Origin of the sequence: Microbacterium oleivorans (genome assembly GCF_001644225.1) — a bacterium.
Taxonomy (GTDB): Bacteria; Actinomycetota; Actinomycetes; order Actinomycetales; family Microbacteriaceae; genus Microbacterium; species Microbacterium gawkjiense.
On the sequence record NZ_LSTV01000005.1, the window covers coordinates 94021 to 110533 of the forward strand.

Sequence of the window (16513 nt, forward strand, 5' to 3'; positions counted from 1 at the left end):
TCCGACTCGAGAGGTGACCATGCTCTTCGCCCTGCGACGCGCCGGCGGCGCCCTCCTGGTTCTGCTGCTCGCGTTCACCGCCGCGTACCTGCTGCTCGCGGCCCTCCCGGGCGACGGTGTGCTCGCGCGGTACGGCAGCCCCGAGCTCGGCCTCACACCCGCGCAGCTCGACGAGATCCGGGCCGCCTACGGCGCCGACCGGCCCCTGTTCGAGCGGTACGGCGACACCGTCGCTTCCTTCCTGCGCGGCGACCTCGGCTACTCGGTCCAGAGCGGTGCGGCCGTCGCCGACCTCGTCGCCGTCGCGCTGCCGTCCACCCTGACCCTCGCCGTGCTGGGACTCGCGGTCGCCGTGTTCCTCGCGGTCGTCATCGCGTTCACCGCCACCTACGGCGCGTTCCGGCCGCTGCGCGCGGTCTTCCGCCAGCTGCCGCCGCTGTTCGTCTCGATGCCCGTCTTCTGGATCGGCATCATCCTCATCCAGGTCTTCTCCTTCCAGCTCGGCTGGGTGCCGCTCATCGGTGCCGACCCGGTCGAGGCGCTCATCCTGCCGGTGCTCACCCTCGCCGTACCCATCGCGGCGCCGCTCGCGCAGGTGCTGACCCGCAGCATCGACGAGGTGTCCGAGCAGCCGTTCGTCGCGGTCGTGCGCTCGCGCGGCGCGAGCACGTCGTGGCTGCTGTGGCGCAACGTGGCGCGCAACGCCCTCCTCCCGGCCCTCACGATGGCGGGTGTCCTCTTCGGCGAGCTCGTCGGCGGCGCCGTCGTCACCGAGGCGGTCTTCGGCCGGCCGGGTATCGGTCAGCTCACGGCGCAGGCGGTCGCGAACCGCGACACCCCCGTCCTGCTCGCGATCGTCGTCATCTCGTCCGTCGCCTTCGTTGTCATCAACCTCGTCGTCGACCTCCTGTACCCCCTGCTCGACCCGCGTCTGCGCCGCGGCGGACGCCCGCTCGCCGTCTCGCGCAGCCGCGTCGCCGGGGCCGTCCCGACGTCCGCCCCGCTCACCGAAGGGATCGCGCGATGACCCTCACGCTCGCCCGGCCCGGCACCCGCACGTCGGCCCCGCGCCGCGTGCTCCGCCCCGGCTCCGTGGTCCCCGCCCTCGTCCTCCTCGTCGCGGTCGCGTGGGCGCTCGCCCCGGGACTTTTCACCGCCGCGAGCCCGACCGAGACGGTGGCGGCGGCGTTGCAGGGCCCGAGCCCCGCCCACTGGTTCGGGACGGATGCCACGGGCCGTGATGTCTTCGCCCGTGTCATCCACGGCGCCTCTCACTCGGTCACGGGCGCCCTCGTCGCCGTCCTCGTCGGACTCGTCGCCGGGACGGCGATCGGGGTCACGGCGGGCGCGGCGGGCGGCGCCGTGGACGAGGTGCTCATGCGGGTCGTCGACGTGCTGCTCGCGATCCCCGCGCTCCTGCTGTCGCTCAGCGTCGTCATCCTCCTCGGGTTCGGCACCACCAACGCGGCGTTCGCGGTCGGGGTCACCTCCGTCGCCGTGTTCGCCCGGCTCGCCCGCGCGCAGGTCGTCAGTGTGCGGGTGGCGGACTTCGTCGAAGCGGCGTACGGGTCGGGGGGAACCGCGGCATCCGTCCTCTGGCGTCACATCCTGCCGAACTCGCTCACGCCCGTCCTCGCGCTCGCCGCCCTGCAGCTGGGGTCGGCGATCCTGCAGATCTCGACCCTCGGGTTCCTCGGCTACGGGGCGCCTCCGCCCACCCCGGAATGGGGGCTGCTCATCTCCGAGGGGCGCAACTACGTCGCCACCGCGTGGTGGCTCACCGTGCTGCCGGGCCTCGTCGTCGTGGCCGTCGTCCTCGCCACCAACCGTCTCAGTCAGACCCTCCGGGGAGGGGAACGCCCATGACCGGTGCACTGCTCGGCATCCGCGATCTCGTCGTCCGCTACCGCACCGAGCGGGGCGACGTCGACGCCGTCCGCGGCGTCTCGCTCGACGTGGCCCGCGGACAGGTCACCGCGCTCGTCGGCGAGTCCGGCTCGGGCAAGTCGACCGTCGCGCAGGCGGCGATCGGGCTGCTCGCCGGCAACGGACGCATCGACGGCGGGACGATCACGCTCCACGGCGCCGAGGGCGACACCGAACTCGTCGGCCTCTCCGACCGCCGCTGGCGCGCCCTCCGCGGCACGCGCGTGGCGCTCGTCCCGCAGGACCCCGGCAACTCGCTCAACCCCGTCGCCACGATCGGCGCGAGCATCGGGGAGGTACTGCGCATCCACGGCTGGCGGGATGCCGCGAAGATCCGTACGCGCGTCATCGACCTGCTCGAGCGCGTCGAGATCGACGACCCCGCGACGCGGTACCGCCAGTACCCGCACGAGCTCTCCGGCGGCATGCGCCAGCGAGTGCTCATCGCCGCGGCGCTCGCCCTCGATCCCGAGCTGATCATCGCCGACGAGCCGACGAGCGCGCTCGACGTCACCGTCCAGCGCACGGTCCTCGACCTGCTCGACCGGCTGCGCGCCGACACCGGCACCGGGGTGCTCTTCATCACGCACGACCTCGCCGTCGCGGCGGACCGCGCCGACACGATCGTCGTCATGAAGGACGGCGCCGTGCAGGAATCCGGGCCCGCACGCTCCGTCCTCGCGGCGCCGGAGTCCGACTACACGCGTCGCCTGCTGGCCGACGCCCCGTCCCTCGGACACGTCGTCGAGCGCCGGGCCCCGGCATCCGTCTCCGCCGCGCCGCTCGTGACCGTCTCGGGACTGCGGCAGGAGTTCGGCCGCGGTGCCGGGCAGCCGCCGCTCGTCGCCGTCGACGACGTCTCGTTCACGGTCGCGCCGGGGACCACCCACGCGATCGTCGGGGAGTCGGGGTCGGGCAAGACCACGATCGGTCGCGCGCTCGCCGGGTTCGGTGCGCCGCAGCGCGGCACGATCACGGTCGACGGCGTCGAGGTGACCGCGCTCCGCCCCGGGCGGCACCGCCGGGGGTACCGCCGCACCGCGCAGCTCGTGTACCAGAACCCGTACGCGTCGCTCGATCCGCGCCAGCGCATCGGCACGATCCTCGAGGAGCCGCTGCGGAACTTCGGCCTGGGCTCGGCCGCCGAGCACCGCAGCCGCGCCGCGCACGCCCTCGCACAGGTCGCCCTTGCGCCCGAGATCGCCGCCCGCCGGCCCCGGGAACTGTCGGGCGGTCAGCGCCAGCGCGTCGCGATCGCGCGGGCGCTCATCCTCGAGCCGCGGCTGGTCGTCCTCGACGAGGCGGTCTCGGCCCTCGACGTCACGGTGCAGGCGCAGATCCTCCGTCTCCTCGCGAGCCTGCAGGAGGAGCTCGGTCTCACCTACGTCTTCATCTCGCACGACCTCGCCGTCGTCCGGCAGATCTCCGACACCGTCTCGGTCCTCCGCCGCGGCGTCCAGGTCGAGCACGGCACCGTCGACGACGTCTTCGGCGCTCCCCGCCACGAGTACACCCGGGGGCTGCTCGACGCCGTTCCCGGCTCCGCCCTCCGGAAGGACACCACATGACGACGCCCCGCTTGGGCTTCTTCAGCCGCCTGCTCGAGGACGCTTCCGCCGCCGACCGGTACCGGTTCGGGCTGGAGCAGATCCAGCACGCCGAGCGGTCCGGCTTCGCCTCGGCCTGGGTGGCCCAGCACCACTTCGGCGCGCACGAGGGCGGGTTGCCCTCGCCGATCGTCTTCCTCGCCGCGGCGGCCGAGCGCACGAGCCGCATCGGCCTCGGCACCGCGGTGCTGACCCTCCCCATCGAGGACCCGGTCCGCGCGGCCGAGGACGCCGCCGTGCTCGACGCCCTGAGCGGCGGTCGCCTGCAGCTCGGCGTCGCCTCCGGGGGGACGCCCGGCTCGTTCGCCGCTTTCGGGAAGGATGCCGCCGACCGCGCCGCCCTGCACGCGGAACACCTCGACGTGTTCCGCTCGACGCTGCGCGGTGACGGCGTCCGCGGCACGGAGTCGGTCGCCTACCCGCCCGCCGGCGATCTCGCCGACCGCATCTGGCAGGCGACATTCTCGCCCGCCGGGGGTGCCCGGGCGGGCGCCGCGGGCGACGGGCTCCTGCTCTCGCGCACGCAGCCGCGGACGCCCGAGGCGCCCGACGCGACGCTCGGCGACATCCAGCAGCGCATCGTCGACGCCTACCTCGACGCGCTGCCCGAGGGGGCGGCGCCCCGCATCCTCGCCTCCCGCACCGCGTTCGTCGTAGACCCCGACCGTCGCGACGAGGCCTTCGCGCTGGCCGAGCGCGGGCTCCGCGCCGTCGCCGCGCAGTTGATCGGTGCGTACGCGGCCGACCTGCCGCTCGCCGAGCTGATCCGGCTCTCCGACACCCACGTCGGCACCGTCGACGAGGTCGTCGCCTCGCTCGCCGCCGACCCGATCATCGCGCAGGCGACCGACGTCACCTTCCAGGTGCACTCGGTCGCCGCGACCCACGAGCTCACCCTCCGCTCCATCGAGCTTCTGGGCACGCAGGTGGCCCCCCGGCTCGGCTGGGCGACGGGCCCCGACGCCGCCGACGACCTCCGAGACCACCATCGGGCCGCGGCCCGGAAGGAGTACGCATGACCGCCGACATCATCGACCTGCTCGCCGGCATCACGCCCGGCAGCGCGCTCGCCGAGACCCGCGCGCTGCGACCGCAGGCGCGCGCGAACGCGCAGCGGAGTTTCGAGGCGCTCCTCGAGCCCGCGCAGCCGGGGGACTTCCCCCTCGTCGAGCGCTACGCGATCGCCGCCTTCACCGCGCGAATCCACCGGTTCGACGCGGCGACGGCGTTCTACGACGATCTGCTCCGCGAGGAGGATGTCGCCCTCGCCGACGCCATCGCGGACCTCGCCGCCGACGCCGCGCAGCGCGGACCCGTCGGCGCCTACCGCGAGCCCGGACTCGCCGGCGAGAGCACCCCGGCCGTCGCCTGGCACCCGGCATCCGCCGCCGTCGGCGGCCGGCTCGCCGCGGCCCTCGCCCACACGCACCTGCTGGTGTTCCGTCCGCGCGAGGCGTCGCCGCAGGCGCTGCGCGCGCTGACGGATGCCGGGTGGTCCGCCGACGCGATCGTGAGCCTGTCGCAGCTCGTCGCCTTCCTCGCGTTCCAGCTGCGGCTGGCGTGGGGCCTGCGCGTGCTCGGCGCGTCCGCATCCGCTCACACCACCGCCCAGACCCTCGAAGGAGCCGCGCGATGACCGTCACCGAGTACCCCGACCTCGCCCGCCCCGACCGCTTCACGCAGCTGGGTCTCGGATGGGTGCCCTGGCTCGCGCCCGTCCCCGAGGCCGAGCTCACCGAGCGTCAGCGCGAGGCCCTCGTCGAGCCGGCCCGCACGAAGATGCCCTACTTCCGACTGCTGGCCCGCGACCCCGACGCCCTCGAGGCGCGGACGCTCACCGACCTCGACATCTTCTTCAACGTCGACGGCGGCATCGGCCGCGCGGAGCGGGAGCTCGCGGCGACCGCGGCCAGCCGGGTGAACGGCTGCGTCTTCTGCGCCTCCGTGCACTCGGCCGCCGCCACGCGGGAGTCGGGCCGGCGCGACGACGTGCAGAGGCTGCTCGACGAGGGCACCGACGTCGACCTCGGTGACGAGCGCTGGAACGCCGTCGTCGCGGCATCCGTCTCGCTCACCGCGACACCGCTGGGTTTCGGTCCCGACGACGTCGACCGGCTGCGGGATGCCGGGCTCGACGACGCGTCGATCGTCGACGTTATCGGGGGAGCGGCGTTCTTCAACTGGGCCAACCGCCTCATGCTGTCCCTCGGCGAACCGGAGGTGCCGGCGGCCCGCTGACCGTCAGGCCCAGGGCTGACGCGTGACCCGGACGTCGGCGCCCGTCCGCGCGGATTCGCCGATCGCGAGACCGAGCAGGTGGTCCTGGCACGCCTCGGCGAGCGGATAGGGCTCGGGGCCGTCGCCCCGGGCCCACCGTCCGGTGGTCTCGAGTAGCGACGCGACGGCGATGTCGTCCTCCGACAGCCGCGTGCCGGCCCACGGGTTGCGGTAGACGATCCGCCCCTCGAAGGAGGCCGACACGACGTCGTTCCCCTCGAGGTTCAGGTCGACGCCCGTGCGGCGGTAGGTGATCGGCGAGACGACCACCTCGGAACCCTCGAACCGCCGCACGGTGTCGCCCTCGAGTTCGCCGTGCGAGCCGCGGAGGACGATCCGTCGCGACAGGATCGGGTTCCACCACTGGTTGTCGACGAAGTCGTAGAGGCCCATGCGGCCGTCGCCGAAGTCGAGTGTCGCGATGGTCGTCGTGCGCTGCTGCGGCGAGACGTCGTCCGACCAGCCTGCGGGCGAGAGCGGGTCGACGAGCGGCGCGGTGAAGGTCCGTGCCGACACCGTGGCCTCGGCCATCCCGGCATCCAGGAACGTCCGGATCATCGAGGTCGCGTGGTACAGGTGGGTCGACGACACCTGCACGCCGCCGATCGTGCCGAGGGCGCCCGAGCGCACGACCTCGAGCCGGGCGGCGTGGCCCGGCATGAGCATGTACTGCTCGGCCACCTGCACGAGGCCGCTCGCGCCGACGTCGTGCCACAGCTTCCGCAGGCCGTCGGCATCGGGTGCGGGCGGCGTCTCGGCGAGCACGCGCACCCCGCGGTCGACGAGCTCCGTGATGACGCCGGGCATGGCGTCCCACGACACCGACGCGATCACGACGTCGGGCCGCGCTGCAAGCAGGTCGTCCATCGACCGGTGCACCGGCGCGCCCCAGGTGGCGATGCGCGCCGCCGACGCGTCCGATCGGGCGAGCACCCCCGTCACCTGGAGGCGGTCCGGTGCCGCCGCGGCGAGGCGCAGGAAGAACTCCGCCCGCCAGCCCGTGCCGATGATTGCGAATCGTGCCGGCTGCGTCATGAGACCCCTTCGTCGCGGCGTCCCGATGCGGTCGCCCCCGGCATCCTCCAGGCCGCCGCAGGCGGGGTCAACCCTCTCGCGTCAGTGCTCGGCGCCGAGCTGTCCGCTGAGTCGGCCGTGGAAAGCGGATGCCGCGTCGTTGAGACCCTCGATCGTGACGGTCTTCCCAAGTCGCTCGTACTTGTCGACGATCGCGTCCAGGGCGGCGACGGTCGAGGCATCCCACACGTGCGAACGCGACATGTCGATCACGACCGTCGCGGGGTCGTCGGTGTACGCGAACTGTCTCGTGAGATCGTTGCTCGAGGCGAAGAACAGTTCGCCGTCGACCGTGTAGTGCGCCGCGGATGCCGCGTCGTCGACGGTCCGGGTGACGGTCACCAGGTGCGCGACCCGGCGTGCGAACATGACCATCGCCGCGAAGACGCCGAGGATCACGCCGATCGCGAGGTTGTGGGTCCAGACGGTGGCGACGACGGTGATGAGCATGACGAGCGTCTCGCTCTTCGGCATCCGTCGCAGCGTCGCGGGGCGCACGCAGTGCCAGTCGAACGTGCCGATGCAGACGACGATCATGACGGCGACGAGGGCGGCCATGGGGATGATCGCGACGACGTCGCCGAGCGCGAGGACGAGGACCAGCAGGAACACGCCGGCGAGGAACGTCGAGATGCGCGTGCGCGCACCCGACGCTTTCACGTTGATCATCGTCTGGCCGATCATCGCGCACCCGCCCATGCCGCCGAAGGCTCCGGAGAGGATGTTCGCGGCTCCCTGTCCGAGCGCCTCGCGGGTCTTGGAGGAGGGCGTGTCGGTGATGTCGTCGACGAGCTTGGCGGTCATGAGCGATTCGAGCAGCCCGACGACGGCCATGGCCAGGGCGAACGGGCCGATGATCTGCAGGGTCTCGAGGCTCAGCGGCACGTTCGGTACGAACAGCGTCGGGAGGCTCTCCGGCAGCTCGCCCTGGTCGCCCACGGTCGGGACGTTCCACGCGAACGCCACGACGGCCGCGGTGAGCACGACGATGGTCACGAGGGGCGCGGGCACGGCCTTCGTCACTCGCGGGAAGGCGTACAGGATCACGAGACCCGCGGCCACGAGCGGCCACACGAGCCAGGGGATGCCGTCGCCGATCAGCTGAGGCAGCTGGGCGAGGAAGATGAGGATCGCGAGCGCGTTCACGAAGCCGACCATGACGCTGCGCGGGATGAACCGCATGAGCTTCGCGACGCCGAGGGCGCCGAGCGCGACCTGGATGGCACCGCCGAGCAGGACGGTCGCGATGAAGTAGTCCATCCCGTGCTCGCGGGCGACCGGGGCGATGACGAGGGCGACCGCTCCCGTCGCGGCCGTGATCATGGCCGGGCGTCCGCCGAGGAACGCGATCGCGACCGCCATGATGAACGACGAGAACAGTCCGAGCCGCGGGTCGACGCCCGCGATGATCGAGAACGCGATCGCCTCGGGGATGAGGGCGACCGCGACGACCAACCCGGCGAGCGCCTCCCGGGTGAGCAGGCGCGGGCTGCGGAGGGCCTGCAGCACGGTGGGTGACGTGCGCGGGCGCGCAGGGGTGGGGGTCGTCATGGAGACTCCGGTGATCGGGGGAGTGCGCGCTCTCATCGGCGACGCGGAAGAATGGGGGCGCGCGGACGCGCACGAGCAAACCTAACGTAACGGGAGGTTTGCGTCCATTCGGGAGGAAACCAGTGACAGACGGCACGATGCGCATCGGCGAGGTCGCCGAGCGGACCGAGCTGTCGTTCCGCACCCTCCGTCACTACGACGAGATCGGTCTCGTGACCCCGTCGGCGCGCACCGACGGCGGCTTCCGGCTCTACACCGAGGGCGACGTCGCCCGCATCCTCCTCATCCGCCGGATGAAGCCGCTGGGCTTCACGCTCGACGAGATGCGGGAGCTGCTCGACGTGGTCGATGCGATGGCGGGGGATGCCGACGACCCGAACGTGCGTGCGCGCCTCGACGCCGTGCGCGCCGAGGCCGCCGCGCGTCGCGAGAAGCTCCGTCGGCAGGTCGAGATGGCCGACGAGTTCCTCGACCAGCTCGAACGGATCTGACGGACCTCAGACCGCGGTGACCTCGACGACGACGGCCTGCTGCGGGTTCTGCACCGGCGGTCGCAGACCGACGACGGCGAGCTGACGCCCCGTCAGCACGGTGTCGTGGTGGGCCCATTCGAGCGGGGACTGTGCGGGGGTCTGCACGATCCCGCCGGGGGTGACGATCTCGATCCGGTAGGTGCGGTCGGCATCCAGCCCCGGGAAGCGTACGCGCCCCGCCGGCGAGGAGATGAGGGTCTGGGTCTGGGTGATGGTGAAGAAGGCGGATGCCTGGTCGTCGGCGACGACGCCGCGGACGTCGAGTCCGGGGTCGGCGACGTCCGCGTTGACGAGGCGGCCGGTCGCGACGAGGGGGCGGACCCGTTTGGCGAGCGTCACCCACGCGCCGACGGCCGCGGCATCCGTCTCGGACAGGGTCGTGACGTCCCATTCGATCCCGAAGTGACCGAACAGGGCGACTGCTCCGCTGAGGGTGAGGGAGACGGTGCGGCCGGTGGAGTGCACGTGCGGGGTGGTCAGGTGCATGCCCATCATCTCGGGCGGCACGGCGAGGGCGGTGTACCGCTGGTTCTCGAGGCGTTCGATCGGGTCGAGGCAGTCGCTGGTCCAGATCCGGTCGGTGCGGTCCAGGATGCCGAGGTCCACCCGGGCGCCGCCGGAGGCGCAGCTCTCGATTTCCAGGCCCGGGTGCGCGGCCTTGAGGTCGTCGATCAGGCGGTACACGGCGAGGGTCTGGGTGTGCACGAGGGCCGCGCCGCCGGGACCGGCGGCTGCGTCGACGAGGTCGCGGTTGTGATCCCATTTCACGTACGCGATCGGGTACGCGGTGAGGATGTCGTCGATCACCTGGAACATGTACGCGTACGCGTCGGGGTGGGCCAGGTTCAGCACCTGCTGCTGCCGGGCCGACGGGGGCAGGTCGGTGCGGCCGCGGAGGATCCAGTCGGGGTGGGAGCGGGCGAGGTCGCTGTTCGGGTTGACCATCTCGGGTTCGAACCACAGCCCGAACTCCATCCCCTTCGCGACCACGTGATCGGCGATCGGGTGCAGCCCGTTCGGCCACACCGTCTCGTCCACGTACCAGTCGCCGAGCCCCGCGGTGTCGTCACGGCGGTGCCGGAACCAGCCGTCGTCGAGCACGTACCGCTCCACCCCCAGCTCCGCCGCCGCGTCGGCGAGGGCGATCAGCTTCGGCAGCCGGTGGTCGAAGTACACCGCCTCCCACGTGTTGAGCGTGATCGGCCGAGGACGGGTCGGATGCTGCGGACGCGCACGCCACTCATCATGGAACCGTGCCGCGAGCTCGTCGAGGCCGTCGCCCCACGAACCCAGCAGTTCGGGCGAGGAGATCTCCTCACCCGGCGCGAGACGGATCTCACCCGGCAGATACAGCTCACCGGCACCCAGGAACGATTCGCCCGTCGGGACCCGCTCCGCGAAGATCCGCGAGTTGCCGCTCCACGCCAGGTGCACCCCGTGCACCCGACCCCGCTCGAACCCGAACCCGGGGACGCCGGCCGCGAACAGCAAGGTGGCGTCGGCACCCGGGCGGCCGCGCCGCGACTCCCGCAGGTGCGTCCCGAAGGTGAGCTCGTGACGCTGCGCCGAGCGCTCCCGCAAGTGACGTCCCGTCGTGTCGAGGAGCTCCGTCGCCTCCCACGGCAGGGGGAGCGTCACGTGCAGAGCCTGCACCGTGTACACCCCCTCCCCGTCGTTACGCACCGACGTCCGCGCCCGCACCAGACCGGATGCCGTCACCCGCAGCTCGTACCGCGCCGACAGGCCCGCCTCGGCGTCGGCGAGATCCAGCTCGAGTGCATCGTCCGAGGCGCGGGTACCGACCACGGTGAAGACCGTGCTCACGCCCTCGCCGTCGCGATGTCCCTCGAGCGTCGGCGTGCCCGCCCACCCGGAGGCCGCGGTCGCGACGACACCGAGCCGCACCGTGTGGTCGAGCCCGCCCGAGATGCGCTGCAGCCGTGACGCCGTCGCGAGTGAGACGAGCGTCGCGTGGGGTGCGTCGCCGAGATCGTCCCCCCAGTGGACGATCGCGGGGATCGCCCCGGGCTGCAGGTCGAGGACGACGCTGGTGCCGCCGGAGCGGAGGTGGAGGACGGTCTCGTCGGCGGGGATGACGCGCATGTTCCCAGTCTGGCAGGCCCTGGGAACGTGCACAGACGTTCCTCTCCGCGGCGCCTTCCCGGATCCCCCCGCGCTGCCCTCGACCTGACGCGACGGTGGGCTGCCGCGGGGCGCCGACATAGCCCGATGTAGGCGCGGCACAACGGCGCGTCATCACGTCCGCCGACGGCGTTGTGCGAGAGGGACAACGCAGTTGGTCCAAAGTTGGAGGACTCCTACCGTTGTGGTCGAACTTCCCTGTCCCGTCGCCGATCCGGCGTCCTCAGAAAGGCCAGTGATGACTGACACCGTCGTCCGCTCCTCCACCCCCGCCGCCGACAAGCGCACCCCCGCCGGCGGCGCCCCCACCGCGCCCCACACTGCCGACGAAGCGCACGAGCCCCGCATCGACATCGACGCCGTCGGCGCGATGCTCCGCGGCACGTGGGGCCAGACGCGCCTCACCGTTCGCGAGCTCATCAAGGACCCGGCCTACTGGCGCATCGACGGCCAGAGCGTCGCCGAGCACCGTGAGCGCGTCATGGGGCAGGTGCGTCTGCTCGCGAAGAACGGCGGCTCGACGCGCGCCCTGCCCAAGGAGTACGGCGGCGAGGAGGACAACGGGGCCAACCTCGCCGGGTTCGAGGAGCTTGTGCTCGCGGACCCGAGCATGCAGATCAAGTCCGGCGTGCAGTGGGGGCTGTTCGGTTCGGCCGTGCTGCAGCTCGGCACGAAGGAGCACCACGACAAGTGGATTCCGGCGATCCGCGACGCGGAGCTCCCCGGCGCCTTCGCCATGACCGAGATCGGCCACGGATCGGATGTCGCCGCGATCGGAACGACGGCGACCTACGACCCCGAGACCGAGGAGTTCGTCATCCACACGCCGTTCCGCGCGGCGTGGAAGGACTACCTGGGTAACGCCGCGAAGCACGGACAGGCGGCGACCGTCTTCGCGCAGCTCATCACGAAGGGCGTGAACCACGGCGTGCACTGCTTCTTCGTCCCGATCCGCACGCCCGACGGCGAACTGCTGCCCGGTGTGCAGAGCGAGGACGACGGGGTCAAGGGCGGGCTCAACGGCATCGACAACGGCCGGCTCGCGTTCGACCACGTCCGCGTGCCGCGGACGAACCTCCTCAACCGCTACGGCGACGTCGCTCCCGACGGCACCTACTCGAGCCCCATCGAGAGCACCGGTCGCCGCTTCTTCACGATGCTCGGCGCCCTCGTCCAGGGGCGCGTCTCCCTCGACGGCGCCGCCACGATCGCCTCGTCGCTCGCGCTCTACATCGCCGTCACCTACGGCAACCAGCGCCGGCAGTTCGACTCCGGCGCCGGCACCGACGAGGTCGTCCTCCTCGACTACGGCAAGCACCAGCGCCGCCTCCTCCCGCTCCTCGCGCAGAACGTCGCCCAGTACTTCGCGCACGACGAACTGCTGCGCACCTTCGACGGCGTCTTCGGCGGCACGTCCGACACCCCCGCCGAGCGCGAGAACCTCGAGACCCTGGCGGCCGCGCTCAAGCCGCTCAGCACCTGGAACGCGCTGCAGACCATCCAGGAGGCGCGCGAGGCCTGCGGCGGGTCGGGCTTCATGGCCGAGAACCGTCTCGTGGGGCTGCGCTCCGACCTCGACGTCTACGTGACCTTCGAGGGTGACAACAACGTGCTGCTCCAGCTCGTCGGCAAGCGCCTGCTCGCCGACTTCGCGAAGCAGTTCAAGGGGGCGGATGCCGCGACCCTCGCGAAGTTCGCCGTCGGCCAGACGGCGGGCAAGGTCTTCCACGGCGCAGGGCTCCGCAGCCTCGGGCAGACGGTGGCCGACTTCGGCTCGACCGCACGCTCGGTCGAGCTGGGACTCCGGGCCGAGCAGCAGCACGAACTGCTCGCGGGACGCGTCGAGCAGATGGTCGCCGACATCGCCGGCGCGCTGCGCCCAGCATCCAAGCTCCCCGCGGCCGAGGCGGCGGCGCTGTTCAACACGCACCAGGCCGAACTCATCGAGGCCGCGCGGGCGCACGGCGAGCTGCTGCAGTGGGAGGCGTTCTCGGATGCGGTGAAGGCCACCGAGGATGACGGCACGCGCCAGGTCCTCACCTGGTTGCGCGACCTCTTCGGTCTGCACCTCATCGAGAAGCACCTGGCCTGGCACCTCATCAACGGACGTCTGTCGACGCAGCGCGCCGCCGCGGTGTCGAAGTACATCGACCGCCTCTGCGCGCGGCTGCGTCCGCACGCGCAGGACCTCGTCGACGCGTTCGGATTCGCGCCCGAGCACGTGCGCGCACCGATCGCCTCCGGCATCGAGCGGCAGCGGCAGGACGAGGCGCGGGCGCACTACGCGGACCTCGCGGCTCGTGGTGAGGCTCCCGTGCCGGAGAAGTCGCTCAAGAAGAAGTGAGCGTCGGGGGCCGTCGGTAGCCTGACACGCGTGGAACTGCGTGTCGGGCCCGACGGCCTCCTTCGTTGCGGCTGGGTCGGCGACGACGCCGAGTACCGCCGCTACCACGACGAGGAGTGGGGGCGTCCGCTGCACGGCGACCGGGCGCTGTTCGAGAAGATGAGCCTCGAGGGGTTCCAGGCGGGCCTCTCGTGGATCACGATCCTCCGCAAGCGCCCGAGGTTCCGTGAGGTGTTCGCGGAGTTCGACCCGGTGACCGTCGCCGCGTTCGACGAGGCCGACGTCGACCGGCTCATGGCCGACGCGGGCATCATCCGCAATCGCGCGAAGATCCTTGCGACGATCGGCAACGCGCGACTCGTCACAGAGATGGCCCCGGGCGAGCTCGACGCGTTCATGTGGTCGTTCGCCCCGGCATCCCATCGTCGGCCGGCCTCGTTCGCGGAGGTCCCGGCGACGACGACGGAGTCGGATGCGATGTCGAAAGCGCTGCGGGGGCGCGGGTTCCGCTTCGTGGGGTCGACGACGATGTACGCCCTCATGCAGTCGACGGGCATGGTCGACGACCACGTGAACGGGTGTCACCGGGCCCGCGGCTGACCGCTTGCCCCCGGGGGTGTGCGCGAGGATCATGTGGGGACGGCGGGCGGAGAGGCGGACATGGCGAAGCACGAGATCACCGACGTCGACGGGCCGGCATCCGATCCTCCCGTCGCCGACGCGCACGACGTCATCCGCGTCATCGGGGCGCGGGAGAACAACCTCAAGGGCGTCGACGTCGAGATCCCCAAGCGTCGCCTCACCGTCTTCACGGGGGTGAGCGGGTCGGGCAAGTCCTCGCTCGTGTTCGGCACCATCGCGACCGAGTCGCAGCGCCTCATCAACGAGACATACCCGACGTTCGTCCAGCAGTTCATGGCGCAGCTGTCCCGTCCCGAGGTCGACGGCCTCGAGAACATCAGCCCCGCGATCATCGTCGACCAGGAGCGGATGGGGGCCAACGCGCGCTCGACCGTCGGCACCGCAACCGACGCGTACGCGATGCTCCGGCTGCTCTTCAGCCGCCTCGGCGAGCCGCGGGTGGCGTCGCCGCAGGCGTTCTCGTTCAACATCCCGACCGTGCCCGGGTCCGACATCGTCACCGGCGGCATGTGCCCCCGCTGCGAGGGGCTCGGCGAGGTGAGCGACGTCGACCTCGACGAGCTCTTCGACAGCTCGAAGTCGCTCGCCGAGGGCGCGATCACCGTCCCCGGCTACAACGTGGACGGCTGGATGGTGCGGATCTTCACCGAGTCGGGGTTCCTCGACGCGGCCAAGCCCATCGCGCAGTACACCGAGCAGGAACGCGCCGACTTCCTCTACAAGGAGCCGACCAAAGTCAAGCTCCAGAACATGAACATGACCTACGAGGGTCTGGTCCCGAAGATCACGAAGTCGTTCCTGCAGAAGGATCGGGAGGCGCTCCAGCCTCACATCCGTGCGTTCGTGGATCGCGCCGTCAAGTTCCTCCCGTGCCCCCAGTGCGGCGGCAGCCGACTGAACGAAGGCGCCCGCTCCTGCCGGATCGACGGCGTGAACATCGCCGACGCCGCCGCGATGCAGATCACCGACCTCGCCGCGTGGCTCGACACGATCGACGCGACGACCGTCGGGCCGCTCCTGTCCGGGCTGCGCAAGGTCATCGCGTCGTTCGTCGACATCGGGCTCGGGTACCTGTCGCTCGACCGCTCCTCGGGGACCCTGTCGGGCGGCGAAGCGCAGCGGACGAAGATGATCCGTCACCTCGGCTCCGCGCTGACCGATGTCACCTACGTGTTCGATGAGCCCACCGCAGGACTCCATCCCCACGACATCCAGCGCATGAACGACCTGCTCCTGCTGCTGCGCGACAAGGGCAACACCGTCCTCGTCGTCGAGCACAAGCCCGAGGTCATCGCGATCGCCGACCACGTCGTCGACCTCGGCCCGCACGCGGGATCGCGCGGCGGGCGGATCATGTACGAGGGGGATGTCGCCGGCCTCCGGGCATCCGACACCCTCACGGGACGACACCTCGATCACCGGGCAGCGCTGAAGACCTCGACCCGCCCGGCGACCGGCGCGCTGCAGATCCGCGGCGCCACGCAGCACAACCTCACCGGCGTCGACGTGGACATCCCGCTGGGCGTGCTGACGGTCGTGACCGGCGTGGCCGGCTCGGGCAAGTCCTCCCTCATCCACGGCAACGTCCCGGCGTTCGAGGACGTCGTGGTCGTCGACCAGTCGCCGATCAAGGGGTCGCGCCGCTCAAGCCCCGCGACCTACACGGGGGTGCTCGATGCGATCCGCACGGCGTTCGCGAAGGCGAACGGGGTAAAGGCCTCGCTGTTCAGCGCGAACTCCGAGGGTGCGTGCCCGGCCTGCAAGGGGCTCGGGGTCATCATCACGAACCTCGGTTACTCGCAGAGCGTCGAGACGCGGTGCGAGGTCTGCGAGGGTTCCGGCTTCAGTGACGCGGTGCTCGAGTACACGCTCGACGGCCGCAACATCGCGGAGGTCTTGGCGATGTCGGCCGAGGAGGCGCACGGTTTCACCTCCGGCCCCGCGAAGACGACGCTGGCTCGCATGATCGACGTGGGGCTGGGGTACATCACCCTCGGCCAGGCACTCAACACGCTCTCGGGTGGCGAGCGGCAGCGGTTGAAGCTCGCGATCGCCATGGCGAAGAAGGGGGCGGTCTACGTCCTCGACGAGCCCACGACGGGACTTCACCTCGCCGATGTCGACAACCTGCTCGCCCTGCTCGACCGATTGGTGGATGCCGGCAACTCCGTCATCGTCATCGAGCACCATCAGGCCGTCATGGCGCACGCCGACCACATCATCGACCTGGGCCCGGGCGCCGGTCGCGACGGCGGTCGCATCGTGTTCGAGGGGACACCGGCGGCACTGGTCGCCGACCGCAGCACGCTGACGGGCGAGCACCTCGCCCGCTACGTCGGCGCGGTCTGAGTCGACCGAACCGAAGAGCATAAGTGGGGAGAACTCCCCACGTCACGCGCTCGCCCGAAATTGGTCCC

Annotated in this window: 13 protein-coding genes; 10 read left to right on the forward strand and 3 right to left on the reverse strand. The window is 71.6% G+C overall.

Features of this window, described 5'->3' with window-relative positions; translation table 11 throughout:
- Positions 1-19 precede the first annotated feature (19 nt).
- From AYL44_RS12115 to AYL44_RS12140, 6 genes are read left to right on the forward strand one after another with little or no spacing between them, the layout of a single operon-like run.
- Complete coding sequence (locus AYL44_RS12115; RefSeq protein WP_064003945.1) at positions 20-1027, forward strand: ABC transporter permease; 1008 nt, start codon at positions 20-22, stop codon at positions 1025-1027.
- Positions 1024-1866: an ABC transporter permease gene (locus tag AYL44_RS12120; RefSeq protein ID WP_064003556.1), complete on the forward strand. Its 843-nt coding sequence runs from the start codon at positions 1024-1026 to the stop codon at positions 1864-1866. The genes AYL44_RS12115 and AYL44_RS12120 overlap by 4 nt, the downstream gene beginning before the upstream one ends.
- A complete protein-coding gene (locus tag AYL44_RS12125) occupies positions 1863-3494 on the forward strand; it encodes a dipeptide ABC transporter ATP-binding protein (protein ID WP_064003557.1) in 1632 nt (543 codons plus the stop codon). The genes AYL44_RS12120 and AYL44_RS12125 overlap by 4 nt, the downstream gene beginning before the upstream one ends.
- Positions 3491-4552, forward strand: a complete 1062-nt coding sequence (locus tag AYL44_RS12130) for a putative FMN-dependent luciferase-like monooxygenase (protein WP_064003558.1) — start codon at positions 3491-3493, stop codon at positions 4550-4552. The genes AYL44_RS12125 and AYL44_RS12130 overlap by 4 nt, the downstream gene beginning before the upstream one ends.
- On the forward strand, positions 4549-5169 hold the full coding sequence (locus AYL44_RS12135; protein WP_064003559.1) for a CMD domain protein: 621 nt from the start codon (positions 4549-4551) through the stop codon (positions 5167-5169). Before AYL44_RS12130 ends, AYL44_RS12135 begins: the two co-directional genes overlap by 4 nt.
- Complete coding sequence (locus AYL44_RS12140) at positions 5166-5771, forward strand: alkylhydroperoxidase domain protein (RefSeq protein WP_064003560.1); 606 nt, start codon at positions 5166-5168, stop codon at positions 5769-5771. Before AYL44_RS12135 ends, AYL44_RS12140 begins: the two co-directional genes overlap by 4 nt.
- Before the next feature lie 3 nt (positions 5772-5774).
- Here the strand turns inward: AYL44_RS12140 and AYL44_RS12145 are convergent, their stop codons facing one another.
- Both AYL44_RS12145 and AYL44_RS12150 read right to left on the reverse strand, forming a co-directional pair.
- The gene (locus AYL44_RS12145; protein ID WP_064003561.1) at positions 5775-6845 is read right to left on the reverse strand and encodes a Gfo/Idh/MocA family protein; all 1071 of its coding nucleotides are present in this window, start codon (positions 6843-6845) and stop codon (positions 5775-5777) included.
- 81 nt (positions 6846-6926) lie between these two features.
- Positions 6927-8435, reverse strand: coding sequence for a SulP family inorganic anion transporter (locus AYL44_RS12150; RefSeq protein ID WP_064003562.1), 1509 nt, complete (start codon positions 8433-8435; stop codon positions 6927-6929).
- Positions 8436-8557: 122 nt separating this feature from the next.
- Between AYL44_RS12150 and AYL44_RS12155 the strand changes: the two genes are divergently transcribed.
- Positions 8558-8926: a MerR family transcriptional regulator gene (locus tag AYL44_RS12155; RefSeq protein WP_064003563.1), complete on the forward strand. Its 369-nt coding sequence runs from the start codon at positions 8558-8560 to the stop codon at positions 8924-8926.
- A 6-nt stretch (positions 8927-8932) separates the two neighbouring features.
- Here the strand turns inward: AYL44_RS12155 and AYL44_RS12160 are convergent, their stop codons facing one another.
- Positions 8933-11071 (reverse strand): alpha-galactosidase, encoded by a 2139-nt coding sequence (locus tag AYL44_RS12160; protein WP_064003564.1) that lies wholly within the window; start codon positions 11069-11071, stop codon positions 8933-8935.
- A 277-nt stretch (positions 11072-11348) separates the two neighbouring features.
- On the opposite strand from AYL44_RS12160, the gene AYL44_RS12165 reads away from it, so the two are divergent.
- The 3 genes from AYL44_RS12165 to AYL44_RS12175 are packed head-to-tail and all read left to right on the forward strand — an operon-like array spanning position 11349 to position 16445.
- Positions 11349-13454, forward strand: coding sequence for an acyl-CoA dehydrogenase (locus AYL44_RS12165; RefSeq protein ID WP_064003565.1), 2106 nt, complete (start codon positions 11349-11351; stop codon positions 13452-13454).
- A gap of 30 nt (positions 13455-13484) precedes the next feature.
- Positions 13485-14054: a DNA-3-methyladenine glycosylase I gene (locus tag AYL44_RS12170; RefSeq protein WP_064003566.1), complete on the forward strand. Its 570-nt coding sequence runs from the start codon at positions 13485-13487 to the stop codon at positions 14052-14054.
- Positions 14055-14114: 60 nt separating this feature from the next.
- Entirely contained in the window at positions 14115-16445 is a 2331-nt protein-coding gene (locus tag AYL44_RS12175) for an ATP-binding cassette domain-containing protein (protein ID WP_064003567.1), read from the forward strand.
- The last annotated feature ends 68 nt before the right edge of the window (positions 16446-16513 follow it).